The following is a 21,733-nucleotide window of genomic DNA, read 5'->3' on the forward strand; positions in this document are numbered from 1 at the left end:
CTCAGCCGCGCGGCAGCTTCGCCGCCCACATGTTGTCCACCAGGTTCGGGTAACGGCGCCCGTTTTCTTCGGCGCGCTGCCGTGCAGCCGCCTTCTGCGCATCCGACAGCGGCTGCGTCTTCTGCCCCTTCGGGTTGGGCTTCTTCCACGGGGGCGTGCGTACGGTAGCCATGGCGGCAGTATGCCTGTGCGGGGGGTTACTGCTTCAGGAAATTCAGCAGCGCCAGATTGAAGTCATCAGCGTGGCTGGTGTTGCAGCCGTGCGGCGCACCTTTCAGCATCACCACCTCGCTGCCGGCCACCGCGCGATGGGTGCGCTCGCCCGAGCCCTCGAACGGCACGATGGCATCACCATCGCCGTGCAGCACCAGGGTCGGCACGCTGATCTTCTTCAGGTCATTGCGGAAATCGGTGGTGGCAAAGGCCTTCATGCAGCCCAGCGCGGCGGTCTGGTCAGACTGGTGGCAAAGCGCAATGGCCGCCTGCCGCTGGTCCTCGGTCACCATCAGCTTGCCGTTGGCACTGAAGAAATCGCGGGTGAAGCCATCGAAGAACGCCTCGCGGTCCCTCTCCAGGCCAGCGCGCATCTCATCGGCCTTGTCCTGGGTGAGCGGGCCTTCGGGGTTATCCAGGCTTTGCAGCAGGTAGGGTGGCACGGCGGCGGCGAACACCACGCTGTGCAGGCGCCCCTCACCATGGTTGGCCACGTAGCGCGCCACCTCGCCGCCACCCATCGAGAAACCGACCAGGGTGACGTCTTTCAGATCGCGCGCTTCGATCACTGCGGCCAGATCGGCGGCCAGCGTGTCGTAGTCATAGCCGGAAGCAGGCTTTTCCGAACGCCCGAACCCGCGTCGGTCGTAGCTGATGACGCGGTAGCCGGCATCGCGCAGGATCGGTACCTGCGCTTTCCACGCCTCGGCCGATAGCGGCCAGCCGTGGATGAGGATGACCGGACGACCGGTACCGCCGGTGTCTTCAACGTGCAGACGGATGGAAGGGGCAGTCATGGCAGCTCCCGTTGGGAAGGAACCACCTATCCTGCGCAGGCCCACCGATAGCCGCCGTGAGGGAATCAGCGGCGGCCGTGACACCGCGTACACGCGACCGGCCGCAGCCCGCCTGATCAACGGCAATGCCCACGCTATGTTCTGCCCGGCGCTATAGGGCTATCCGATGCCCATCCCCTGCACCCGTCCGTCCTGCGCCTGCTGTTCCACCTGGCGGGCGGCAGTCTGCTGCTGTGCCTCCTGGTTCATCTGCTGGTAGCGCTGCATCGACACCTCCACCGGCGTCGCCACGGCGCGGTCAGTCGTCATGGTGGCCAAGGCGAACGGTGGACTGCTCAAATCGCCCTTCACCAGAAACACCGTATGCCCGGCCGGCTGATGGCCGGTGGCGGCGCTCAACACCACCTGGTCCACCCGGGACGGGTCGTTCTCCTTCGCCAGCACCAGCAGGCTGGCGGTCATTCTGTCGCTCACCGCATCCGGCGCCCGCCCATGCTGCGCGTCCAGCGCAGCAACGCCCGCGCGTATCTGTTGATGGAGTGCGTAGTCGGCACCCCCAGGCTGCAGAGGATCAGCCCGTAGAGCACCGGGCTGCTGCGCCGTCCCCGCAGCGAGCGCACGCACCTCCTGCCACGCCGCCCCCAGCTCCTCGGTGGTAGCGCCATCGAAGTTACGGAAACGTTCCGCATTGAGTTGCGCCACGCCGTGGTTGATCTGCGAGAGAAGTGGGTCGTTGCTGTGGCTGGCCCGATATTCACCGTTGCGCTCGTACATGCCTTCTGCGTCACTCAGAATGCGTTGCTGAAGACTTTGCTCGGGCATCGGGTTGGTTTTCTTGCGATTGAGCTCGCTGCCCGGGAATGGCGGTTCGATGCTGTCCACGCCATGGATGTTGCGCAGCGGTCGGTAGCCATCTTTGCCCTGGCCCTTTCCCCCCAAGGGAATGCGGGCATCGGGAAGCAGTTGACCAATGCCCCCTCCCAGCATGTTCAGGTCGATGCTCTTTTTCCGCTCGATGCCCGCGTGGTTCAGGGCTTCCCAGGTGAAGTCCACGCAGTTGTTGCGGACGTCCTTGTATTGCAGATCAAAGCCGAATTTTTCCGGGTGTGAGCCGAACGCCTCAAGCTTCCTGTACTGCTCCTCACTGATCTCGAGCGTGCGGCTATAGCGAGGGTCCTTGTATTCGCTCGCATCGGTCTTCATGACCTCCCCCGGTCCATTCATGCTGCCATGCTCGGAAGGCGCGAATCCAAAACTCCGCGTAGTGTTGCCTGGCCCATGGAGCACGTAGAACATGTGCCCGGGCGCGGAGGTCTGCGGGACCCATTTGCAACTTTCTGCACACCTTTTTCGTCCACCAACGGCGTACCAGGTGCAGCAATGACAATTGCTACGGTGTAGCGCGGCTTATCCATAAGAACTCTCCTTCAATTCCTTCCAGCTGTGGGAAAACTACTTCCCAGAGAGAGGATCAGCGTGTATCCGCAGCTGCGTGGGGTAATGCTGCAGCACCGGCTCCGGTTGTACCGTACCCACATCCAGACGGTAGCGAGCGTCCGTTTCCAACGGAAGCGTGACTATGCCGAATCTGTATCGCGTGGCATTCATCGATATCTGCGACGCGTAGCGCCAGTCGGCCGATGAATGCCATTCGGGAAGCGTCGCCCCATTGCTCCGTGCCATGGCCTGGTATCGGTCAGAAGTCGCCACGTCCTGCCAAGCACCTGCCACCCAGCGCTGGAGGGACACTTCGAAGGGAATATGAACACCGTCCATGTCCGGCTCACTTGCAGATTGCGATCCATGTCGCTGCACCTCAAGCTCCAGCGCATAGGTTCGCCCCGGATGGAAGTTGCGGACACTCGTCTCGAATTCGAACCGTACCGTTTGGGCGGATGCGGCAATGTCGATGGGTTTGACCATATCCAGCGGCTCCGGCGCATCCGGAAGACGCTCGCTGCAGGCCCCCAGGCCACCGAGCAGCATGATGAACAGGCCGGTGCGCAGCCAGCGGTGATTACCCCACATTGTGATGACCCTTGGGCTCCCAACGGGCTTCAAACGTAGCGGTCGGTTGGGGTCACTGCAACCGGGCAAAGAAAAAGGCAGGGCCTGTGCCCTGCCTTTTCGCGCGGAACGCCGCCGAGCATGGCTCGGCGCTACCAAGCCAAAAGCGTCATCGCTTTACAGCTGGATGCGGGCCACGCTCTCTTCGGCGCCCTTGGCATCCTTTTCGCCGTTCTTGATGCTCACGAACAACACGTTGTTCTTCGCATCCAGTGCCAGGCTGTTCGGGTGCGTCGGCACCGCATAGCTGGCCACCTTCTTGTAGCTGGCGCTGTCATAGGCGGTCACGGTGCCGGCTTCGCGGTTGGTCACATACAGGCGCTTGCGCGGTGCATCCAGCAGGATGCCCAGCGGGCCGGCATCGGTGGGGATGCTCGCCAGTTCCTTGCCGGTGCTGCGGTCGAGCACCAGCACGCGCTGGCCCGGGTGCTTGCTGGTGAAGCCCTCGCTGCTCTTGGTCATGTAGTTGCGGATCATCTCCGAACCCTGGTCGGTCACGAACAGGCGCTTGCCGTCCGGGTCCAGCGCGATGTTCATCGGCTGCTCGGCGGCGATCTTGTGCTGGGCCACCACCTTCTTCGCATCGGTGCCCACCACCACCAGGTCGGCCAGCAGGTTGCTGGTGTAGACGCGCTTGTTGGCCGCATCCAGCGCCAGGCCCGGCGCCTTGGCCTTGCCCAGGCCCGGAATGGTGTCGATCAGCTTCAGCGTGGTGGTGTCCACCACGAACAGCACGCTGCCTTCGCCGGAATGACCGGTGACGTACAGGCGGTTGGCGGCGCTGTCGACCACCAGCTCGCGCAGGTCATGGGTGTAGGCAGCCTTGCCGTCCTTGCCCACTTTCTTTTCCATCAGCTGCACGGTGCCGATGGCCTTGTTCTGCGCGGTGTCGACCACGGTCACCGAGGTGTCCACGGTGTTGCCCACGTACAGGCGGTTGTGGGCATCGTCCAGCACCACGCCGAAGCCCTTGCGCTCCAGCGGGATGCGGGTTTCCACCGCCAGGGTGGTCGGGTTCAGGCGCAGCACCTGGGACGGGCCGGCGTTGTCACCGAAGCCACCGGACGAGGCCACGAACACGGCGTTCTGGGTGGGGCTGTAGGCCAGCTCGTACAGGCCCTGCGCGATGGCCTGGCACTGCACGGCCGTGCTGGCGGCGGTTGCCGCGGTCGCGTTATCGGCAAACGCCGCCGGGGCACCGACGCTGAGCGAGATGGCAACGGCCAGGGCGGCCGAACGGAAAAGGGAAAGACGGGTCATGCGAGCATCCTTGAAAGGGCACGGGAGGGTGTCCTGGCTCGCTGGGCCGTACTGCGACGGCCCGCCCTGCATCTGTCTGCGCGGGGTGGGCTGGCTGGGTAGCGGGGGCATGGTAGCAGGTGGGGGCCGTGCCGTCCGCCCACAGGTGCGTGGCGGCTGCCCGTACCGCCGCTGACATCCCCATCACCGGCGTTCACACCGTTGGAATCGCGCTCTGCGCAGGATCGAAAGCCCCCACCCAGACGCCAGCGGCGGCCGCCATGGCCGCGCCATCTGATCCTGATGCAGCAACTCGCCCACGATTTCTGGAACCTGCGCGGCACCTTCAAGGTGGCCGGCCTGCTCAACCTGGGTACGCAGCTGTCAGTCGTACGCCGCAGCAATGGCCGCTTTCTCGTGCTGGACAGCTACACCCCCAGCGAGACCCAGCGCCAGGCCCTGTTGGGCCTTACCGCCGGGGGCACGCTGGTGGATGCCATCATCAACGTGCACCCGTTCCATACCCTGCACTGCGAGCCCCTGCACCAGCTGCTGCCCGCTGCACGCCTCATCGGCACCCGCCGTCACCAGCAGCGCGCGCCGCACCTGCCGTGGGACCCGCACGTCATCGAAGACGAAGCCACCCAGGCCGACTTTGCCGATGACCTGGATTTCTCGCTTCCCGCCGGCCTCGATCTGGTGCCACACAATGAAAGCGTGCACGCCAGCTCGGTGCTGGTCCGCCACCGCCGCAGCGGCATCGTCCATGTCGATGACACCCTCAACGTGTTGGCCGCACCCGGGGCACTGGGCAAATGGCTGCCGCAATCGCGCTTGAAGTTCCACCCCACGCTGCCGCGTGCGCTGCAGCCGCGCGCCGGTGCCGCCGATGCGTTTGACCGCTGGGCACGCGCATTGGCCGAGCGCTGGGCGGGCACCCCGTTTGTCTGCGCCGCTCACTCGGCCGTGCGCGAGCTGCCCACCAACGGCTGGCGCGACGAAATGCTCAAGGCCCTCAACAGCCTGCAGGGCGCGCTGCACCGCCATCGCCGCCGCTACGGCTGACGCGCCGCTTCCCACACTCTCCCCTCCCCAGAACAAGGTGTACCTGACCATGACCCAGCAATCGCTCACGACCATCAACCCGCTTACCGAACAGGTGCTGGACTCCTATGCCTACATGTCCGACGCCCAGGCAGCAGCTACCGTGAAGGCCAGCCATGAAGCCTTCCTGCAGTGGCGCCTGCGCAGCCTGGAAGAACGCGCCGCGGTGGTGGCCGCCATTGCGCGAAAGCTGGAAGAAAAGAAGGAAGCCTTTGCGCAGCTGATGACCAACGAAGTGGGCAAGCTGATCGCTGACAGCCGCAGCGAAGTGGATCTGTGCGTGGCCATCTGCAAGTACACCGCCGAGCAGGGCCCGAAGGTACTGGCCGACGAAGAGCGCCCCTCCGCCAGTGGCACCGGCATCGTCACCCACCAGCCCATCGGCGTGGTGTACGGCATCCAGCCGTGGAACTTCCCGGCCTACCAGGCCGTGCGTTATTCCATTGCCAGCCTCATGGCCGGCAACGGCGTGCTGCTCAAGCATGCCGAAAGCTGCACCGGCAGTGGCCTGTTCCTGCGCGACCTGTACGAGGACGCCGGGCTGCCCAAGGGCCTGTTTGGCGTGCTGCTCATCAGCCATGACCAGTCCGATGCCATCATCGATCACGACCTGGTGCGCGCGGTCACCCTCACCGGCAGCGAAAAGGCCGGGCGCACCGTCGCCGAGAAAGCCGGCAAGGCGCTGAAGAAGACCATGCTCGAACTCGGCTCCAACGATGCCTATCTGGTGCTGGACGATGCCGACCTGGACCTTGCGGTCAAGACCTGCGTGAAGGGCCGCCTGTTCAACAATGGCCAGACCTGCGTCAACGCCAAGCGCTTCATCGTGACCGAAAAGAACTACGACGCCTTCGTGGACGCCTACGCCAAGCAGTTCGCGCAGATCCGCATGGGCGACCCCAACGATTCAAGCACCCAGCTGGGCCCGATGGTATCCAAGGCACAGCGTGACACCCTGCACGACCAGGTCAGCAAGAGCGTTGCCCAGGGCGCGCGGTTGGTGGTGGGTGGCGAAGTGCCGGACAAGACCGGCTGGTTCTACCCGGCCACGGTGCTGGCCGATGTTGCGCCGGGCCAGGTCGCCTACGAAGACGAGCTGTTCGGCCCCGCCGCAGCCATCATCAAAGCCAAGGACGATGATGACGCCATGCGCATCGCCAACGACAGCCGCTACGGCCTGGGTGGCGGCATCTTCAGCCGCGATGTGAAGCGCGCCCGTGAACTGGCCACCACCTACTTCGACACCGGCATGGTGTGCATCAACGGCTTCAACGTGGCCGGCCCCACCCTGCCCTTCGGCGGCGTGAAGGCTTCCGGCTACGGGCGTGAGCACGGCCCCGAGGGCCTGAAGGAATTCGTCAACATCAAGTCGATCACGCTGCCGGCGGCCCCATGAGTACGCCCCTGCACTGCGATGTAGCCGTCATCGGTGCCGGCACGGCGGGCCTGGCGGCAGAGCGAGCTGCACGCCGCAACGGCGCCTCCACTCTGCTCATCGACCCGCACTTCAACGGCACCACGTGTGCCAATGTCGGCTGCATGCCATCCAAGCTGTTGATCGCCGCTGCGAAGCAGGCCGAGCGCATACGCCGCTCAGATCTGTTCGGCATCCGGGTGGATGGCCTGCAGGTGGATGGCGCAGCGGTGATGCAGCGCGTGCGCGATGAACGCGACCGGTTTGCCGCCCTCACCCGCCAGCAGATCAAAGCACTCGACCCGGCCACGCGCGTGACAGGCCGCGCGCGGTTTGCCGGGCCGACCACGCTGGAACTGGATGACGGCCCACGCATCGAAGCACGCGCCATCGTCATTGCCACCGGTTCATCGCCTGCCCTGCCGCCACCGTTCAAAGCACTGGGCGACCGGGTGCTGACCAACGAAAGCCTGTTTGAACTCAAGCAGCTTCCCACGCGCGTGGCCGTGGTGGGCACCGGTTCGCTGGGGCTGGAATTTGCCCAGGCCCTGGCCCGGCTGGGCGTGCAGGTCACCCTGCTGGGCAAGGAAACAACGCTGGCCAAGATCCGGTGCCCGCGTGTGCACCGCGCCCTGTTGGCCATGCTGAAGCGCGACATGAAGGTTCATCTGGGCGTGGACGTACACCCCGAACGGAATGCCGACGGCGTGCGCGTGCGCTGGAGCAGTAAGCAGGGCGCCGATGGCAGCGCACAGGTGGATTACGTGGTGGCCGCGCTGGGGCGGCCACCCAATCTGGAAGGGCTGGGGCTGGGGCTGGGCAAGGCAAAGCTGAAGCTGGACAAGCACGGCGTACCCTGCCACGACCGCCAGACCATGCGCTGCGGCGACAGCGCCATATTTCTGGCCGGCGACGCCGCCGCCGATCTGCCCCTGCTGCACGAAGCTTCCAGCGATGGCGCCATTGCCGGGCGCAATGCGACCGCCCTGCCTGCGGAAATCACGGTGAAGCGCCACGTACCACTCAGCATCACCTTCACCGACCCACCGGTTGCCAGCATCGGCCAGTCTGAAGATGAGGCGGCGGTGACGGGCACCGCCGATTTTGACGACCAGGGCCGCGCACGCGTGGAAGGTGTCAATGAAGGCACCCTGACCTTGTACGCAGCAGCCCCCGAGGGAACGCTGATTGGCGCCGACCTGGTGGTGCCCGCAGGCGAGCACCTGGCGCACCTGCTGGCCTGGGCGGTGGAAACCGGCTGCACCGCGAGCCGGCTGTTGGAGCTGCCGTTCTACCACCCCACCATGGAAGAAGGCTTGAAGCAGGCCCTACGCAGCATCTGCGCGGCAACGCCGATTGCGCTGCCGGCGGACCATGATGCGGGGGCGCCTTCCGGGGGGTGAAGCGCTTCGCCACATCATCGCCAGTGGCCACGCTGCGTTCTGCCCGGCGCCATGGGGCTATTCCCTGCCCATCCCCTGCACCCGTCCGTCCTGCGCCTGCTGTTCCACCTGCCGCGCAGCACTCTGCTGCTGCGCCTCCTGGTTCATCTGCTGGTAGCGCTGCATCGACACCTCCACCGGCGTCGCCACGGCGCGGTCGGTGGTCATGGTGGCCAGGGTGAACGGAGGACTACTCAGATCGCCCTTTATCAGAAACACCGTGTGTCCGGCCGGCTGATGGCCGGTAGCGGCGCTCAGCACCACCTGGTCCACGCGGGACAGGTCGTTCTCCTTCGCCAGCACCAGCAGGCTGGCGGTCATTCTGTCGCTCACCGCATCCGCCGCCCGCCCATGCTGCGCGTCCAGCGCAGCAACACCCGCGCGTATCTGTTGATGGAGTGCGTAGTCGGCACCCCCAGGCTGCAGAGGATCAGCCCGCTGAGCACCGGGCTGCAGGGCCGTCCCCGCAGCGAGCGCACGCACCTCCTGCCACGCCGCCCGCAGTTCCTCGGTGGTTGTCGTCGCCACCGGGCGGGCAACACCATCGGCATCCACCTGGTAGTGGGTAATAGCGCGCGACTCGCCCGCGTTGCCTTCGGTCGGCGGTGCAAGCTGCTGCATCGTCGGACCAGTGATGCCGTGCTGCGCGCGCGTACGCGCCGTGGCCAGCTCGATGGCCTCCATCCATTGCGGCGAAGGCGTGATGCCCGCAGCCGCGTAGGTGTGGCGCACCTCGTTCTGGTTCATTTCTGCATGGGTAGGCGCCGGGCGCGCCTCCAGCGCAGCAATGGCCTGGTCGAGCACATCAATCGATGGCTGCTGGATCGTACGCGTCGCCTCCAGCTCCAAGGCCATGTTGCCCTGTGCCGCCCGGCCCTCGTGCGACCAGTTTCCGGCACCGTCGCGCTGGTAGCGCACGTTGTCCGAACCAAGAATGGCATCCGGCCGGGCACGCGCCGCTTCCACCGCATCGGGCACCACCGGCACGAAATCGCTCGCGCGGGTCGCGGCGCGGTTTTCCAGGTAGCTCGCTGCAATCGCCGCCTTGCCATGGGCGATGTTGTCCGCAATGCGCTGCACGGCCTGCTGGTTCAGTTCCACAGCGCGCTCTGGCGTGGCGATCTGCGTTTCATAGAGACCGCGGTCGTTCGCTCCGGTCACCCCCGTCTTGACCTGCCGGGTCCACTGTTCGGTCTGCGGGTCACGCTGCCAGTTCGGGTTGCCAAACCCACTGCTTTCATGCGCAGCCGCAGGCAGGCTGAACGGATTCTGCGGTGCGGGCGCATCCTTCAGTGCAAGCTCCACCGCTTTGACGCTCGCCTTGGCGCCCAGCTCGCGTGCCGTTTCATAGTTGGCGCCGACACTGTGTTCGGTAGTCTCCCCCACGCCAGCAGACGAATCCTGCATCTTTGCCTGGCGCTGCCAGTTGAGCCCATTGAATTTCCACTGCGCGCCGGCAGCTTCCTGGTGATACACCGCGCGGTTGTCGAGCAGGTCGGCCCCCTTGTCGAAGGCCTTGCTCATGAACAACGCATCGGCGGCGACCACTGCCGCTGGCACGAAGCTGGACGTACCGATGACCGACGCGGTGGCCATGCCGCCAAGCCAGCCACCGCCACTGCGTGCCAGTGCGTGGTTGAATTCGGATTGTGCGGCCGTGCCGTTGCCCTGCTGCAGGTGCTCGGAGATGCGGCGCGTGGTGAGGATGGCATCTGCGCCGGAGGCGAGCAGGCCACCGGAACGGACCAGTTGGCTGGCGGAGGCTTCGCCTATGAGGAGGTCCATGGTTGCGAAGCCTTGGGCTCGCGGGACACGCAGTGGCTTTGCTGCTTCGACCCCCAGAGAATTTTCCACAATCGCGATACCGCGCGGCGTCATGGTCAGACGTCCGCTCTGATAGGCGTTCGAGATCGCCTGAGAGAGGCCCTGCCTCTGCAGCTCACCGTCTCCTCCACGCGTTAGCGGGTTGGAAATAGTCTGAGCGTGCTGAACGGTGGTGACGACACGCTGCTCTTGGTGCGTGACAGCAGCCCAACCATTGTCGAGCGGTGTAAAGCCCTTCAGCTGCTGAAGTTGCGGTGCATGAATCTGGCCGTATGCCGCCTCATTGAAGAAGAAGCTCTGAACCTGTGGCCGAATGTCATTGGACTTGAGACCGTGAGGGGCATTTGTGTACAGGTCACCATTGATCAGACCAACTCGAACGTTGTCCCGCAGCGCCTCAACCCGGCCGGTGATCCGCTGCAACGCCAACGGATCCCCGTTGAGGGCGTTTGCCCCGTCAGGGGTCTGCTCCAAACGCCTCAAGCGTTGCTGCAGGCCAATCTGATAGTCCGCAATCGGGCCGCCGCTGTGCGGCGTGACACCTAGTGTCTGGGCGAAGGCGGGATCGGCCGGCAGCAAGATTCGGTTTTCGGGTGCATGAATATCAAAGTGCCCTGAATCGGCCAGCGCCTTGAGCAGAGGACTACGCTCCAAAGTGCGCTGTTCAATGGCATGGTGATCCTGAAAAATCGGTCCATTGCGAGGCATCTGTCAGGGTTCCTTCCTGCTGTTCGGCTTCTCGCCAGCTAGATATCCGAGGCATCAATGAACCACAGGCCATCAGCATCGCTGTCAACGGCCATGCCAGCCGCAGCAACTGCTTCCCGGAAGGCCAGATCGCAGAACACAGTTCCGGTGTAGGGAGTCCTGAACACATGGGCTGCCCCCAGCTTGCCACGAGCAAACGTGACGCTGGCACCCCCACTCAGGTCGTAGAACTTTCCATTGATGAATTCTTCAGACGTATCTATCAGCAGAGTAGATGCGTCTTCATCAAGCGCGTCCACTACCGAAACAACAGTGCAGAGATAGCGCGCCTCGCCCTTGATCCCGTCTTCTATCAGGTAATCAACCTCTGTAAAGGCGAAGGCACTGGAATCGATAGACGTCATGACGTCATGGAGCCGCTTCGAAACCAGCCAGTATCCGCTGAATCCCGGCTCCAGATCCTTCGGAGGCGGGCCGTCGCTCGGGTCAAACGTCAAGCGAGGGACCTCTCGCAATGGCGGAATCCCTCCCTCTTCAGGCAGCAAAATCAGTCGGGGCGGTGAAAGGAGACGGTCAAGGTTAGTGAAGGCGACGCCACAGCGTGGACCGCTGACTGTACCTGCTTCGAGGATGAAGAATTCCCCGCGGCGGGGTACCTTTTCTGAAGTCGATTCCATGCTCTTTTCCGATCAATCCAGCCAAGGGTTTTGGAAGAAGAGCTTACCCCTCCTTCCACCTCGATCAAGCTACCAGCTCGCTATATGGGTTCTTGATCACAACTCTGATCTACGCTTACTGCGACGGACCTGCCCTCAAGCGCCTGCCGTGGAAAAACTCGACGCGCATCCTGGCTAAATCATGCCAACGCAAACTACCTGACGCTGTACATGGATGCTCTTTGCCATCTCTCATCTGCGGCGACATCATAGAACCAAAGGCCGTTTGACCGCTTGACCGCTCTGCGAAAAGATCGTGGCATCGATGATCAGCTGCAGGTCAAACAGCCCATCGTTGTCTTCATTGGCCGTCATGGCGCTCCCTCGCTGTGGGTGTGATGCTTCCGTTGCCGTAAGTTCTACGCTGGTCCGCGGTGGCGGGCAATCAGAATCCTGTGAATTTCCTCACGGGTTTGGAGTTCCGTCCCAGCCCTGCTGAGCCTGTTTGCCACCAACTACCTGCTGGGCTGCTATGCCGATCTGAAACGCGCGACGCGGCGTACGCGGAGCAGTTGGGAGGGCCATCGGTAGATTCTGTGCCATCCAGACACCTTCTGCAATCAATGGAGTTGGCCCATTCAACATTCCCGGAATAGAATTCATCCCGGCTCGCTTAGGCAAACATCTTCCAAGGCTGCCCGGGGTGGAAGTTAGGATCTACCCTCCTAAGAGGTGACATCATGAAAGACGCACTTTGTTATGCCCTGTCCTGCGCGGCTGTTTCAATTTTCATGTCCGTGGCTATTCCAGGATTTATCTGGGACATCTATCAATTCGATTCTGCGGGCGGATTCTCATGGCTGTACTCCGCAGGGCTTATCTGCTTCGGGTTGCTGTTGAAGCCTCATCATGGAAAGACTGTGTTGAGCTGTGCGAGCAAGGGCTTGATTGTGGGCACATTGGCAGGAATCCTGGCGCAAGTAGTTGTCGCGCTCGCTGAGCATGAAAGATTCTCTGCCCTCAACGCTTCCCTGGTAGGGCAGTTGCTGCTATCGATATTTCTGATGAGCATCCTTTTCGTAACACCTTTATGGGGCGGGGTCGCGAGTGGACTGACGTTCTATGTCGTGAGCCGAAGGTCGAATGCAGAGCCATCTTGAGAGCCCCTCACGCCACAGCCCATAGTGCCGAAGGCGCGCGCGTGCGTTGGAGCGGCAACGACACAGCCGATGGCAGCACACAGGTGGATTACGTGGGGGCCGCGCTGGGGCGGCCACCCAATCTGTTTCGGTCCTACCCACCCGCACAACGTGCAACGCCCGGTTAGTGAATCTTCGCGCCAATCGAAGTGGCTAGATCAGATTTCTTGCCACCGCCCCGCCCTTTACCAGGCACCAATCCAGGTACAGCTCACTCAACTGATCGCCATCAATCAGGACAATGGTGTTTTCATAGTTCGCCTGTTTACTCGCTTCTTTTTGTGTGGCGGTGGATATGGTTCCAGCAGTCACTACGGCCCCCAGTTTGGCAGAGTGCTTATCCATGCCCCTAAGCAGTTCATCCACCACATCGGGCTGCAGTTCGCGTTCTGTCGAGGTGTAGTGCTTCACTTGAACAACAAGCTTCATCTCGAACATGCCTGCCAGCGGATGAAGCGTTGCCACGATGTCATCACCTTCATCCAATGATCGCGCGGTAATGGATGCACTGGCGCCCATGCTGGCAATGACGATCTGTACGAACTTCTCGAACTTGTAGGGGTCGATCCTTCCGCTGCGAAGCTGCTTGAGTATTCCGGCCAGGATCTCCTTTCGGACATCCAGCTCGAAGGCAGGCACCTGCCCTGGCTCAAGGCTTCCTGCCAGGCTGAGCGCATCGTGGATCTCTTCTACAAGATCGCTGGCATCGGCCGTTGTGCCATACACCTTCATCCGCGACTGCAGCGCTGCCTTCGCGAGCTGACGTTCGATGGGCCGGCCGGCATTGAGCCACTCAACGTCGCGTCTGTAACCAACATCGCCCTGCCCTACTTCCAGAGCCTGGCCTGCTACCCGTGCAACGTAGAACTGCTTGTTGGGGGCGGGTACGACGAGCAGATCATCGATCGCCATCTGGTGAATGAACCTGAAAAGGTGGCCCGCAGCAGCACCCGCTTTCCGACGATTCGGTTCGGACGGAAAGTAGCTCTCATGAACGATGTCCCGAAATGCTTCCCAGTCATTTGTTCTGGCCAGCCCGGTTGCATCAGGCCACCCAATCAGTGCGAATCCATTCCCTACACATTCCGGCAGATCACGGTCGCTGGCCGCCGCGATTCTGAGTACATAAGCTTTGGTCACGTGCTGCATTCCCTGGCTGATGAGAAAGTCGATTGAAGCATATGTGCCGAGGTTGGCGGCGCTCTGTCGAGGCTTCCATTGCCCTTGGCAGGAAGCCCAGGGGAGGCCCCGCTGGGCCTGCGGTGGCTGCCGCACCGTCAAGCACATGACGCTTTCGGCCTGTTTTCTTCGGATGCGCGCTCAAAGTGCTGTCGCTTTTGGATCTGCAATTCCTCGTAAAGCGCGCATTTGCAGGCGTGTTCGGGCCGTTGCTTAACACCGCCCGAAACCATTGCACCGCAAAGCATTCGCGCTGCGCCGCGCGTGCAACAATGCCGTAAGCGTCAACACTTGCAGCCTTGCAGGGCTGCGGTTTCTTGGCATCTCGCTTTCGTGCGAGTACACCTTTGCAGGCCACCTGACACGAGGTGGCGCGGGCGTCGAAAACCCGAGCGAAAGTCAATGTGTTTGCGCTTGTCAGCCGGCGTCACCTCTGTGTGGCGCCGGCTGGCAATCCGTTCGCGTTCCATGGCGGGCGGTGCGTGGGGACCTTCGGGTCCGCCGGATTGACTATCGCCCGGTTTTCGAGCCACGCACCGTCCGCCACCTCTATGGGTGGCTCTGCTGTTTTCCTGCACGGAGCACTGCCATGAGCGCAACGAAAATCCCCGGTTTGAACATCCCGCACGATCCGGCCAATGGCGATCACGAGGACGAGCACGCGCCCGATCCCAACGGGTTTGTCGCCACCCTGCAGCGGATCGGCGCGGGTGCCGCGTCCGATGGGCAGCCCTGGCCCGAGCGCAACCTCGGCCCCGGCCGCCGCCTGCAGATGGCCGACGCCGATTGCGCACTCATCGGCTTGCGATCGGTTGCGGAAATCGCCCTGGCCTGCGAGTGCACGCGGCAGAACGGCGGGCCGCAGGAACACCTGGGCGAGCGGCAGATGGAGGGGCTGCTGCAGGCGGTGTTGTCGCTGACGTTGATGGCGACCGAACGGGTGCAGGGGCAGCGGTAGGTTGGTGCACGCGATGAGGAGCGTAATGGCGTACCGGTGGGTCTGCGCAGCGTTGGTGGCCGTGGGGACGGCCACCGCCTGCGTGCGCGCGCCATCAGACCGCGAGGATGACTACGTCGCTGACCTGTTCAAGGACGTGCACCGCCTGCGCACGGTGGAAGGCCGCACCTATACGACGCAGCCGGTGGAGGCGAGCGTGGGGCCCCATCGTTTCCAGTTTCCGGCCAATCTGTACTTCAACCAGATCGGGCCGTTTGCGGGTGGCGGGGTGGTGCTGACGGTGATGTGGCCGGCGCTGCGGGCTGCGCCGCCGGGGAATTACCCGTTGCGGTCGGAGGAGGATGGGTACCGGGAGGTGTCGATTGAGCTGCGGTATTTGGGGAGTGGGCGCGCTGCTGATTATCTGGCGCCGGATCTGACCGGGCGTGTTGCGCTGCCGACGCGTTGGGGGCTGACGCCGTATGCGGTGGATCGGGAGCGTGTGGGGCGGGATGTGCTGGAGACGGCGCCGGATTGGTATGTGGTGCGGGATGGGGATGGGCGGGTGACGACGTTCATCAGCTGTGACCCGTGGGAGTACACGGTTGATGGGGTGATGTTGGAGGGTGGGAGGCTGGTGCGAGGGAGTGGGGATCGGGTGGCGATGTGTTGGCATTCCGCGTTGGATGCGGAGCACTGGACAGGTATGGAGATGCGCTACGCGCGGGTCTTGCTGATGGATTGGCAGCGTATGGAGGCGACCAGTCGCGAGCTGTTACGTGGGCATCGGACTGTTCGTTAACCGGATGCAAAGGTCGCCACTCATGGCGAACGGGTTCACATTGCAGAGCAGACCGCCGCACTGCTGCGCTTGCCATGGGGGTCTTGAAAATTTTCTGGTCGCAGGATCTGCGATGGGAGTCTGAAACGATCCCGTCACTCGCGTCGCAAAGAGCCCGAAGGGTCGCACCGGCCCAGTCCTACGCCGCCCCGAGGTGAATTCCGATTGCCCCACTTCTCCCACGGGAAGAAATTGGACATACTGTCCCCCGAATTCCCGGAGCACCCATGAACGCGTACGAACTGATCGACCTCTCCCTCCAGCGCTTCAGCCCCAAGGAGGTCGCCCAGGCACTGGGAGTTGATCCGAAGACGGTCCGTCGCTGGCAGCTGCGTGAGACCGAGCCCAAGCCTTACATTGCAGACGCCATTCGCCAGCGCCTGCTGCCCTTTGGCGAGCCGCCTTCGGGCGAGGGCAAGTTCCGGTTTATAGACCTGTTCGCTGGCATCGGCGGCATCCGTACGGCCTTCGAGAAGCAGGGAGGCCGGTGCGTATTCACGAGCGAGTGGGACCCTTACGCGGTCAAGACCTACAAGGCCAACTTCCACGACGGTCCCGATCACGTCTTCGCGTCGGACATCACCAAGGTCCATGAGAGCGACGTGCCGGATCACGACGTGCTGCTGGCAGGCTTTCCGTGCCAGCCGTTCTCGATCGCGGGTGTGTCCAAGAAGAACTCCCTCGGCCGTCCGCACGGCTTCTCGGACAAAACCCAAGGCACGCTGTTCTTTGACGTGGCACGCATCATCGATGCCAAACGTCCTCGCGCTTTCCTGCTGGAGAACGTGAAGAACCTGATGAGCCACGACAAGGGTCGAACCTTCTCGACCATCATGGACGTTCTGAAGAACGAGCTGGGCTACCACGTGCATGCCAAGGTCATCAACGGCAAGCACTTCGGGCCCCAGCACCGCGAGCGCATCATCATCGTGGGCTTCCGCGAAGAGACCGCCTTTACCTGGGACGATCTGCAGCTTCCTGACTTCGGCATCTCGCCCCGTATGCGCTCGGTCCTGCACAAGCAGGATGGCAGCGAGGGCGAGGACCAGCCCTATATTGGTGGCACAAAGGGCAAGGTACTGGACAAGTACACGCTCTCGGACAAGCTGTGGGAGTACCTGCAGAACTATGCCGCCAAGCACCGCGACAAGGGTAATGGCTTCGGCTTCGGCCTGGTGACCCCCGAAAGTACCTGCCGTACGCTGTCTGCGCGCTATTACAAGGACGGCTCGGAAATTCTCATCTCTCAGGGTGCGAAGAAGAATCCCCGCAGACTGACGCCCCGCGAATGTGCGCGCCTGATGGGGTTCGATGACAATTTCCGGATCCCGGTTTCGGACACCCGCGCCTACAAGCAGTTCGGCAACTCCGTGGTCGTCCCGGTGATCGGAGAGGTGGCACGCATCATGGTGCCCCATCTGGTCCAGGAAGCCGCTTCTGAGCCGACCAAGCCGGCGAAGAAGAAGGCCAAGGCCTGACCTTGGCAGACAGCCTCACGCCGGAACAGCGATCCGCGCAGATGTCGCGGATCCGCGGTTCGAATACCAAGCTGGAGGTCCTTGTTCGCAAGGGCCTTCATGCCCGGGGGCTGAGGTATCGGCTGGGTGGTGCAAAGCTGCCCGGCAGGCCGGATATCGTGCTACCGAAGTATCGGACTGTAGTGTTCGTGCATGGGTGCTTCTGGCATGGCCATAATTGCCCGCTGTACCGACTGCCGAAGACGCGCCCGGAGTTCTGGGCAGATAAGATTGGCAAGAACAGAGCCCGGGATCTGCGCGTTACCGCCGAGCTTGAAGCCATGGGCTGGCGGGTACTGACCGTATGGGAATGCTCACTACGCGGCAAGACAGCCATTGAGCAGGCTTCATTTCTGGATCACTTGGCCGAGACCCTACGTCAAACAGCGCATTGAGGAAGAACTAACGTGGAGATGGATTTTCTGGAGCAGAGTTCAGACCAGTGGTCGCTGATGGAGTCTTTTGTCAGTCGCAGCGGCAAGCTCTTTCTGAAAAAGCTCTCGCGCAATGATGCATCGTGGGCAAATGAGGGTGGCGGCCATCAGTATGGCTTCTATGTGCCCCGCGCCGTACGCGAGTCAGACTTCTTTCCCAAGCTTCATGCCCGGGAAGACATCCCGCATATCTTGGAAGCTGACTGCCCATCATTCTGGCCCCAGACCGGGGAGGTCAGGAGCGACTCAGGAATCAAGTACTACAGCAATAAGGGCTCTGAATGCCATTTCACTAGGATTCCCGCAGAGCTTTTTTCTGGCCTCAACCCCGCATCATGGCTGCTTGGCGGGACGCTTGAAGAGCCCGAAGGGGATGCGCATCACTGGTTCATGGTGATCGACTCAGCTTCTGCGGAAGCGGAAATGCTTGAAAGTCGCCTCGACATCCAAGCGAACTTCCACTTCGAGCTTCTCGATCCATCGAAGTTCAAGCGCGCCTCAGCCATCGAGTCCGATGAGGCTGCGGAGCTGATCAGCGAGATCGATGCCGCGATCAGAGCTGGCACGATCGAGACGCTCGTTGCAAAGTACTCGAAACTCCCTGATCCGCTTGCGCTTGCCGATGAGGCACGGTTGGACTTCCTTAGACCCCTAAGGTGCAAGACGTTCAATCCATGGGATATCAAGAAGCCTGGTGACGCGCTCATGCGCGTGAGTAGGGACATCGAGTTCTCAATCTACCGCCGACATGAGCTTCGTATGAGGGCAGTAGAAGTCGCCAGAGTTCTAGCCCAGCATGACCGGTCTGCGACTGCGGCTGTACGTGGGTTCGCGGCCTTGAATTCAATATTTCTATCTGCGAGCCAACAGCGGAAGAGCCGCGCTGGAAAGTCGTTTGAGGCCCACTTGGCCGCCATGTTGAAGGCCGGCGGAGTCAGGTTCGAGGCGCAGGCAATTCTCGGCCAGCGACGCCCGGACTTCGTCCTTCCTGACCAAGCAACGGTGGCCTTGGACACGCAACGGCGATACGAAGACGCAGCCATTCTTTCGGCCAAGACGACTCTACGCGAGCGATGGAAGCAGATCACCCACGAACGCTTCAACTGCGCAATCTTCCTGGCTACAGTGGATGACCGGGTTTCGAAGGAAGCACTTGCAGATCTACAGAAGGCAGAGATCACGCTGGTGGTTCCGGAGTCGTTGAAGATGAAGACCAATGAGTCCCTCTATTACCACGACAAGAACGTGATTTCCTTCCGCGATTTCTTTGACGAAGAACTGGCTCACAAGCGGCCGACACTGCTTCTTTCCGTTTGAAACCTGGCACCATCTAACCTTCAAAAGCTCTTCCAGCGGCAAGACTTCCAGCCACCAACCTAGGGAGAGATGGGGACATCCCCAACCCTGTCCCAGCGAAGCACAAGTTTGTTGTTCCCCAGCTGCTTGCTACAGCGCGGATGGCCGTGGCGAGAACCGCCCCTCCCGCTTCCTGCGGTATAGAGCCGGTGCTTACTTAGAGTTTAAGCAGCCTCCACGACCAAGGCGGCAACAGGCTTGGGGTAGACCAAACCACAAGTAAATGGCTCCGATTCCATCCAACGTGATCTTCAATTCCTACTAGGGCCTCGGGCTGTCGTTAGGGGTCTGAGAGCGTATCTCAGCGGATCAGGCCATCGCAGCGCTCCGTAGAGCGGGAACACCTGCCTTCCGCGTCAATATCTTGGCGCCACGCATCTATAGACTGCGATGTTGATAGGCATTACTTTGGATCTGGCGGCATCCAGACTTACCCAACAGATCAGCCTACTCATCAATACATGGCAAGGTAGCCAGATGGAACAATTCAATACGTTGAAAGAAGTGGTAAATCGCCTCGCTGGACTGGGCGCGACTAGATTCTTCTTTAAACTCTTGCAAGAGAACGACAATAGCAAACAGCAGATTTATATTGCTGACAGGCCTGCATCGCTGAGCTTCCTCGAGGCGGAATGGGCGATTGATGCGGAGTCTTCCACCCCCAAAGCGAACATTGACTTCAGATGGGTTAGTCCAACCGAGGATGAGTCCGCACCGCACGCCAAACTCATCTTCTATCCCAGCTATCCCGAGGTTCGACTTTCGGGACTTCTCCTTGACTCCCCTCTTGCACCGAGAGCTTACATGCAACCGGTGCCAAAATCAGAAAGGCAGGGGCAAGGACAGGACGGGCGAGTTCTGATCATTGGAACTTCCCCAAATGGAACGATCTTCGCTCACTTGGCGACTCAGGATTCCAACCCATCCACTGAGGCAATTGCTTTAAGAAGCGACGCGACAATAACTGAACTTCTATGGATTGACGGCACGCTTGCCGGCTTGGTTCCGCAGGATAGCAGTTCGCAAGGATACGACTCCGAATTCGGTGTCGAAGTCGAGGTTCCCGAGGACGAGACCGAGGATAGCTACAGCGATGATGACCTATTTAGCATCTCGTCTTGGGGCGCCGACCTCAGCTTTCGGGAGTTGATCGCACGATATGACGAGGACGAGCTTGTCAAGCCTGAGCTACAACGTCATTACGTCTGGGATAAGGCTGAAGCATCTAGGTTTGTCGATTCGATCCTTCTTGGCCTGCCTGTTCCCAGCATATTTCTTGCAAAGACAAAAGATGAGAAATTACTGATCATCGACGGCTATCAACGCCTAATGACAGTCCGCGACTTTACAAAAGGTATTTTTTCGAAGGACAGCTCAGTTTTTAAACTTTCTCGAACTGATCGAATTCATGAGAGATGGCGTGGGAAAGCATTCGTTGAACTGAGTACAGACGAACAGCGAAAGGTTAGAAACACCACAATCCACGCGATTATCTTCATGCAGCAACAGGCAAGGGAGGGGGACACCAGTCTGTTTCAAGTTTTCGAAAGAATCAACTCAAGCGGACGGACGCTACTTCCTCAAGAGATAAGAAACTGTGTTTACCAAGGAAAGTTCAACTCCTTGCTAATTGAGCTAAACGGGATTTCTGAATGGCGAGAGCTTTGGGGCTCCATTAATCGCGATGACCGGATGAGAGACATCGAGTTCATACTTCGATTCTTTGCGCTGTCGTCTGATGAAATACTTTCGTCAGACAAGGCCCCACCCCGGATATCTTTAAAGAAACACCTCAACCAGTTCATGGATAGGGAGTTTGGTGAGATGCAGTGCTCTCAGCTTCGACGCGAATTTACGGAGACCGTAAAATTCATTCACAAGAACTTGGGAAAAACCGCGTTTCACAATATCTCTCTGTCCGGCGCGTCGAAAACTGTTGCGACATTCAGTCCAACAGTGTTCGATTCGATCATGATATCGACACGCCTCGCAATTAGACAGGGTCGGCATACAAAGGCCAAGGACCTTCAGAGCAAGAGGATCGCGAAACTACAAGATCCTGCTTATCAGAAATTGCTGTACCAAGAGACGATGCGGATTCCCAATATCAGACAGCGAATCAACGAAATGCTTGATGCTCTCTACTGAGGGAATTCAGCGTGAATAATGTCAACGCCAAGGATACGCTGGACAAATGTCTGGTGGAGCTCGAGAACATCGACCGCCTATTGGATAGCCTAGGGGACGAGGCAAAACCCGCGCCGTATTTGAAGAAATATTCCGTTATAAGGGCCTCCGGCAGCATCGAAAGTTCCTTTAAAACGATTATTGCAGACAAAGTAGACGATGGCAGTCACGTACAGCTCAAGAACTTCATTAAACGCAAAGTTAGAAATTCATCAAGCAACCCAAGGTATGACGTAATTGTCGGAATGCTTTCAGAGTTTGATGATAGATGGAAGGCTCGCTTTATAGAGCAGCTCGCCCTAGCCGATAAGCCTCGACTTGTAGAAGCGCTAAAGCGCTTGGTAGAGGCGAGAAATAGCTTCGCTCACGGTGGAGACCCGGATCTTGGAATTGCAGAAACACTAGCTTGTTTCAGGGACGGGATGCAGGTTATGCAGATCTTGGACGAAGCGGTACACGGCACCTACGATGATGAAGGCGGAGAGCAGGTTGGCGATGAGTAGATTAATTAAGAATTTACCAGCAATGCCTAATACTTCTTCAAGGCGAATTTACTGCTTCTGTCGATTCTCTGCCCGTTAGTTGCGCATCTACCAAGAAGGGGCGGCCAATTGGCCGC

Annotated in this window: 19 protein-coding genes; 11 read left to right on the forward strand and 8 right to left on the reverse strand. The window is 60.8% G+C overall.

Annotation, left to right across the window (positions count from 1 at the left end; all coding sequences use genetic code 11):
• Position 1: 1 nt before the first annotated feature.
• The 5 genes from VER16_RS09970 to VER16_RS09990 all read right to left on the reverse strand — a co-directional run bounded on the left by VER16_RS09970 (position 2) and on the right by VER16_RS09990 (position 4,337).
• Positions 2-172 (reverse strand): hypothetical protein, encoded by a 171-nt coding sequence (locus tag VER16_RS09970; protein ID WP_324807691.1) that lies wholly within the window; start codon positions 170-172, stop codon positions 2-4.
• A gap of 25 nt (positions 173-197) precedes the next feature.
• Positions 198-1,010, reverse strand: a complete 813-nt coding sequence (locus tag VER16_RS09975; RefSeq protein ID WP_324807692.1) for an alpha/beta hydrolase — start codon at positions 1,008-1,010, stop codon at positions 198-200.
• 159 nt (positions 1,011-1,169) lie between these two features.
• Positions 1,170-2,213 carry an XVIPCD domain-containing protein gene (locus VER16_RS09980; RefSeq protein ID WP_324807694.1) on the reverse strand — a complete coding sequence of 348 codons (1,044 nt, stop codon included), beginning with the start codon at positions 2,211-2,213 and terminating at the stop codon, positions 1,170-1,172.
• 249 nt (positions 2,214-2,462) lie between these two features.
• Entirely contained in the window at positions 2,463-3,038 is a 576-nt protein-coding gene (locus VER16_RS09985; RefSeq protein WP_324807695.1) for a hypothetical protein, read from the reverse strand.
• A 156-nt stretch (positions 3,039-3,194) separates the two neighbouring features.
• Positions 3,195-4,337 (reverse strand): YncE family protein, encoded by a 1,143-nt coding sequence (locus VER16_RS09990; protein ID WP_324807697.1) that lies wholly within the window; start codon positions 4,335-4,337, stop codon positions 3,195-3,197.
• Between the two features lie 282 nt (positions 4,338-4,619).
• Between VER16_RS09990 and VER16_RS09995 the strand changes: the two genes are divergently transcribed.
• From VER16_RS09995 to VER16_RS10005, 3 genes are read left to right on the forward strand one after another with little or no spacing between them, the layout of a single operon-like run.
• Positions 4,620-5,381 (forward strand): hypothetical protein, encoded by a 762-nt coding sequence (locus VER16_RS09995; RefSeq protein WP_324807699.1) that lies wholly within the window; start codon positions 4,620-4,622, stop codon positions 5,379-5,381.
• Positions 5,382-5,430: 49 nt separating this feature from the next.
• Positions 5,431-6,816, forward strand: a complete 1,386-nt coding sequence (locus VER16_RS10000) for an NAD-dependent succinate-semialdehyde dehydrogenase (RefSeq protein ID WP_324807700.1) — start codon at positions 5,431-5,433, stop codon at positions 6,814-6,816.
• A complete protein-coding gene (locus VER16_RS10005) occupies positions 6,813-8,237 on the forward strand; it encodes a dihydrolipoyl dehydrogenase (protein ID WP_324807701.1) in 1,425 nt (474 codons plus the stop codon). The genes VER16_RS10000 and VER16_RS10005 overlap by 4 nt, the downstream gene beginning before the upstream one ends.
• A gap of 57 nt (positions 8,238-8,294) precedes the next feature.
• Here the strand turns inward: VER16_RS10005 and VER16_RS10010 are convergent, their stop codons facing one another.
• Positions 8,295-10,808 (reverse strand): XVIPCD domain-containing protein, encoded by a 2,514-nt coding sequence (locus VER16_RS10010; RefSeq protein ID WP_324807702.1) that lies wholly within the window; start codon positions 10,806-10,808, stop codon positions 8,295-8,297.
• A 38-nt stretch (positions 10,809-10,846) separates the two neighbouring features.
• Positions 10,847-11,485, reverse strand: a complete 639-nt coding sequence (locus VER16_RS10015; RefSeq protein WP_324807703.1) for an imm11 family protein — start codon at positions 11,483-11,485, stop codon at positions 10,847-10,849.
• A 719-nt stretch (positions 11,486-12,204) separates the two neighbouring features.
• On the opposite strand from VER16_RS10015, the gene VER16_RS10020 reads away from it, so the two are divergent.
• Positions 12,205-12,624, forward strand: a complete 420-nt coding sequence (locus tag VER16_RS10020) for a hypothetical protein (protein WP_324807705.1) — start codon at positions 12,205-12,207, stop codon at positions 12,622-12,624.
• A 192-nt stretch (positions 12,625-12,816) separates the two neighbouring features.
• Here VER16_RS10020 and VER16_RS10025 read toward each other — a convergent pair whose 3' ends face one another.
• A complete protein-coding gene (locus VER16_RS10025; protein ID WP_324807707.1) occupies positions 12,817-13,803 on the reverse strand; it encodes a restriction endonuclease in 987 nt (328 codons plus the stop codon).
• 628 nt (positions 13,804-14,431) lie between these two features.
• Here VER16_RS10025 and VER16_RS10030 point away from each other — a divergent pair.
• From VER16_RS10030 to VER16_RS10060, 7 genes are all read left to right on the forward strand, one after another.
• Complete coding sequence (locus VER16_RS10030; protein WP_324807709.1) at positions 14,432-14,800, forward strand: hypothetical protein; 369 nt, start codon at positions 14,432-14,434, stop codon at positions 14,798-14,800.
• 25 nt (positions 14,801-14,825) lie between these two features.
• Positions 14,826-15,581, forward strand: coding sequence for a hypothetical protein (locus tag VER16_RS10035; protein WP_324807711.1), 756 nt, complete (start codon positions 14,826-14,828; stop codon positions 15,579-15,581).
• A gap of 266 nt (positions 15,582-15,847) precedes the next feature.
• On the forward strand, positions 15,848-17,098 hold the full coding sequence (dcm, locus tag VER16_RS10040) for a DNA (cytosine-5-)-methyltransferase (RefSeq protein WP_324807713.1): 1,251 nt from the start codon (positions 15,848-15,850) through the stop codon (positions 17,096-17,098).
• Positions 17,099-17,100: 2 nt separating this feature from the next.
• Positions 17,101-17,532, forward strand: a complete 432-nt coding sequence (locus VER16_RS10045; protein WP_324807715.1) for a very short patch repair endonuclease — start codon at positions 17,101-17,103, stop codon at positions 17,530-17,532.
• Between the two features lie 18 nt (positions 17,533-17,550).
• Positions 17,551-18,888 (forward strand): type II restriction endonuclease, encoded by a 1,338-nt coding sequence (locus VER16_RS10050; RefSeq protein WP_324807836.1) that lies wholly within the window; start codon positions 17,551-17,553, stop codon positions 18,886-18,888.
• Positions 18,889-19,317: 429 nt separating this feature from the next.
• The gene (locus VER16_RS10055; protein ID WP_324807717.1) at positions 19,318-21,075 is read left to right on the forward strand and encodes a DUF262 domain-containing protein; all 1,758 of its coding nucleotides are present in this window, start codon (positions 19,318-19,320) and stop codon (positions 21,073-21,075) included.
• An 11-nt stretch (positions 21,076-21,086) separates the two neighbouring features.
• Positions 21,087-21,617 (forward strand): HEPN domain-containing protein, encoded by a 531-nt coding sequence (locus VER16_RS10060; protein ID WP_324807718.1) that lies wholly within the window; start codon positions 21,087-21,089, stop codon positions 21,615-21,617.
• Positions 21,618-21,733 lie beyond the last annotated feature (116 nt).

It is taken from the genome of Stenotrophomonas sp. (genome assembly GCF_035634915.1).
Classification (GTDB): Bacteria; Pseudomonadota; Gammaproteobacteria; order Xanthomonadales; family Xanthomonadaceae; genus Stenotrophomonas.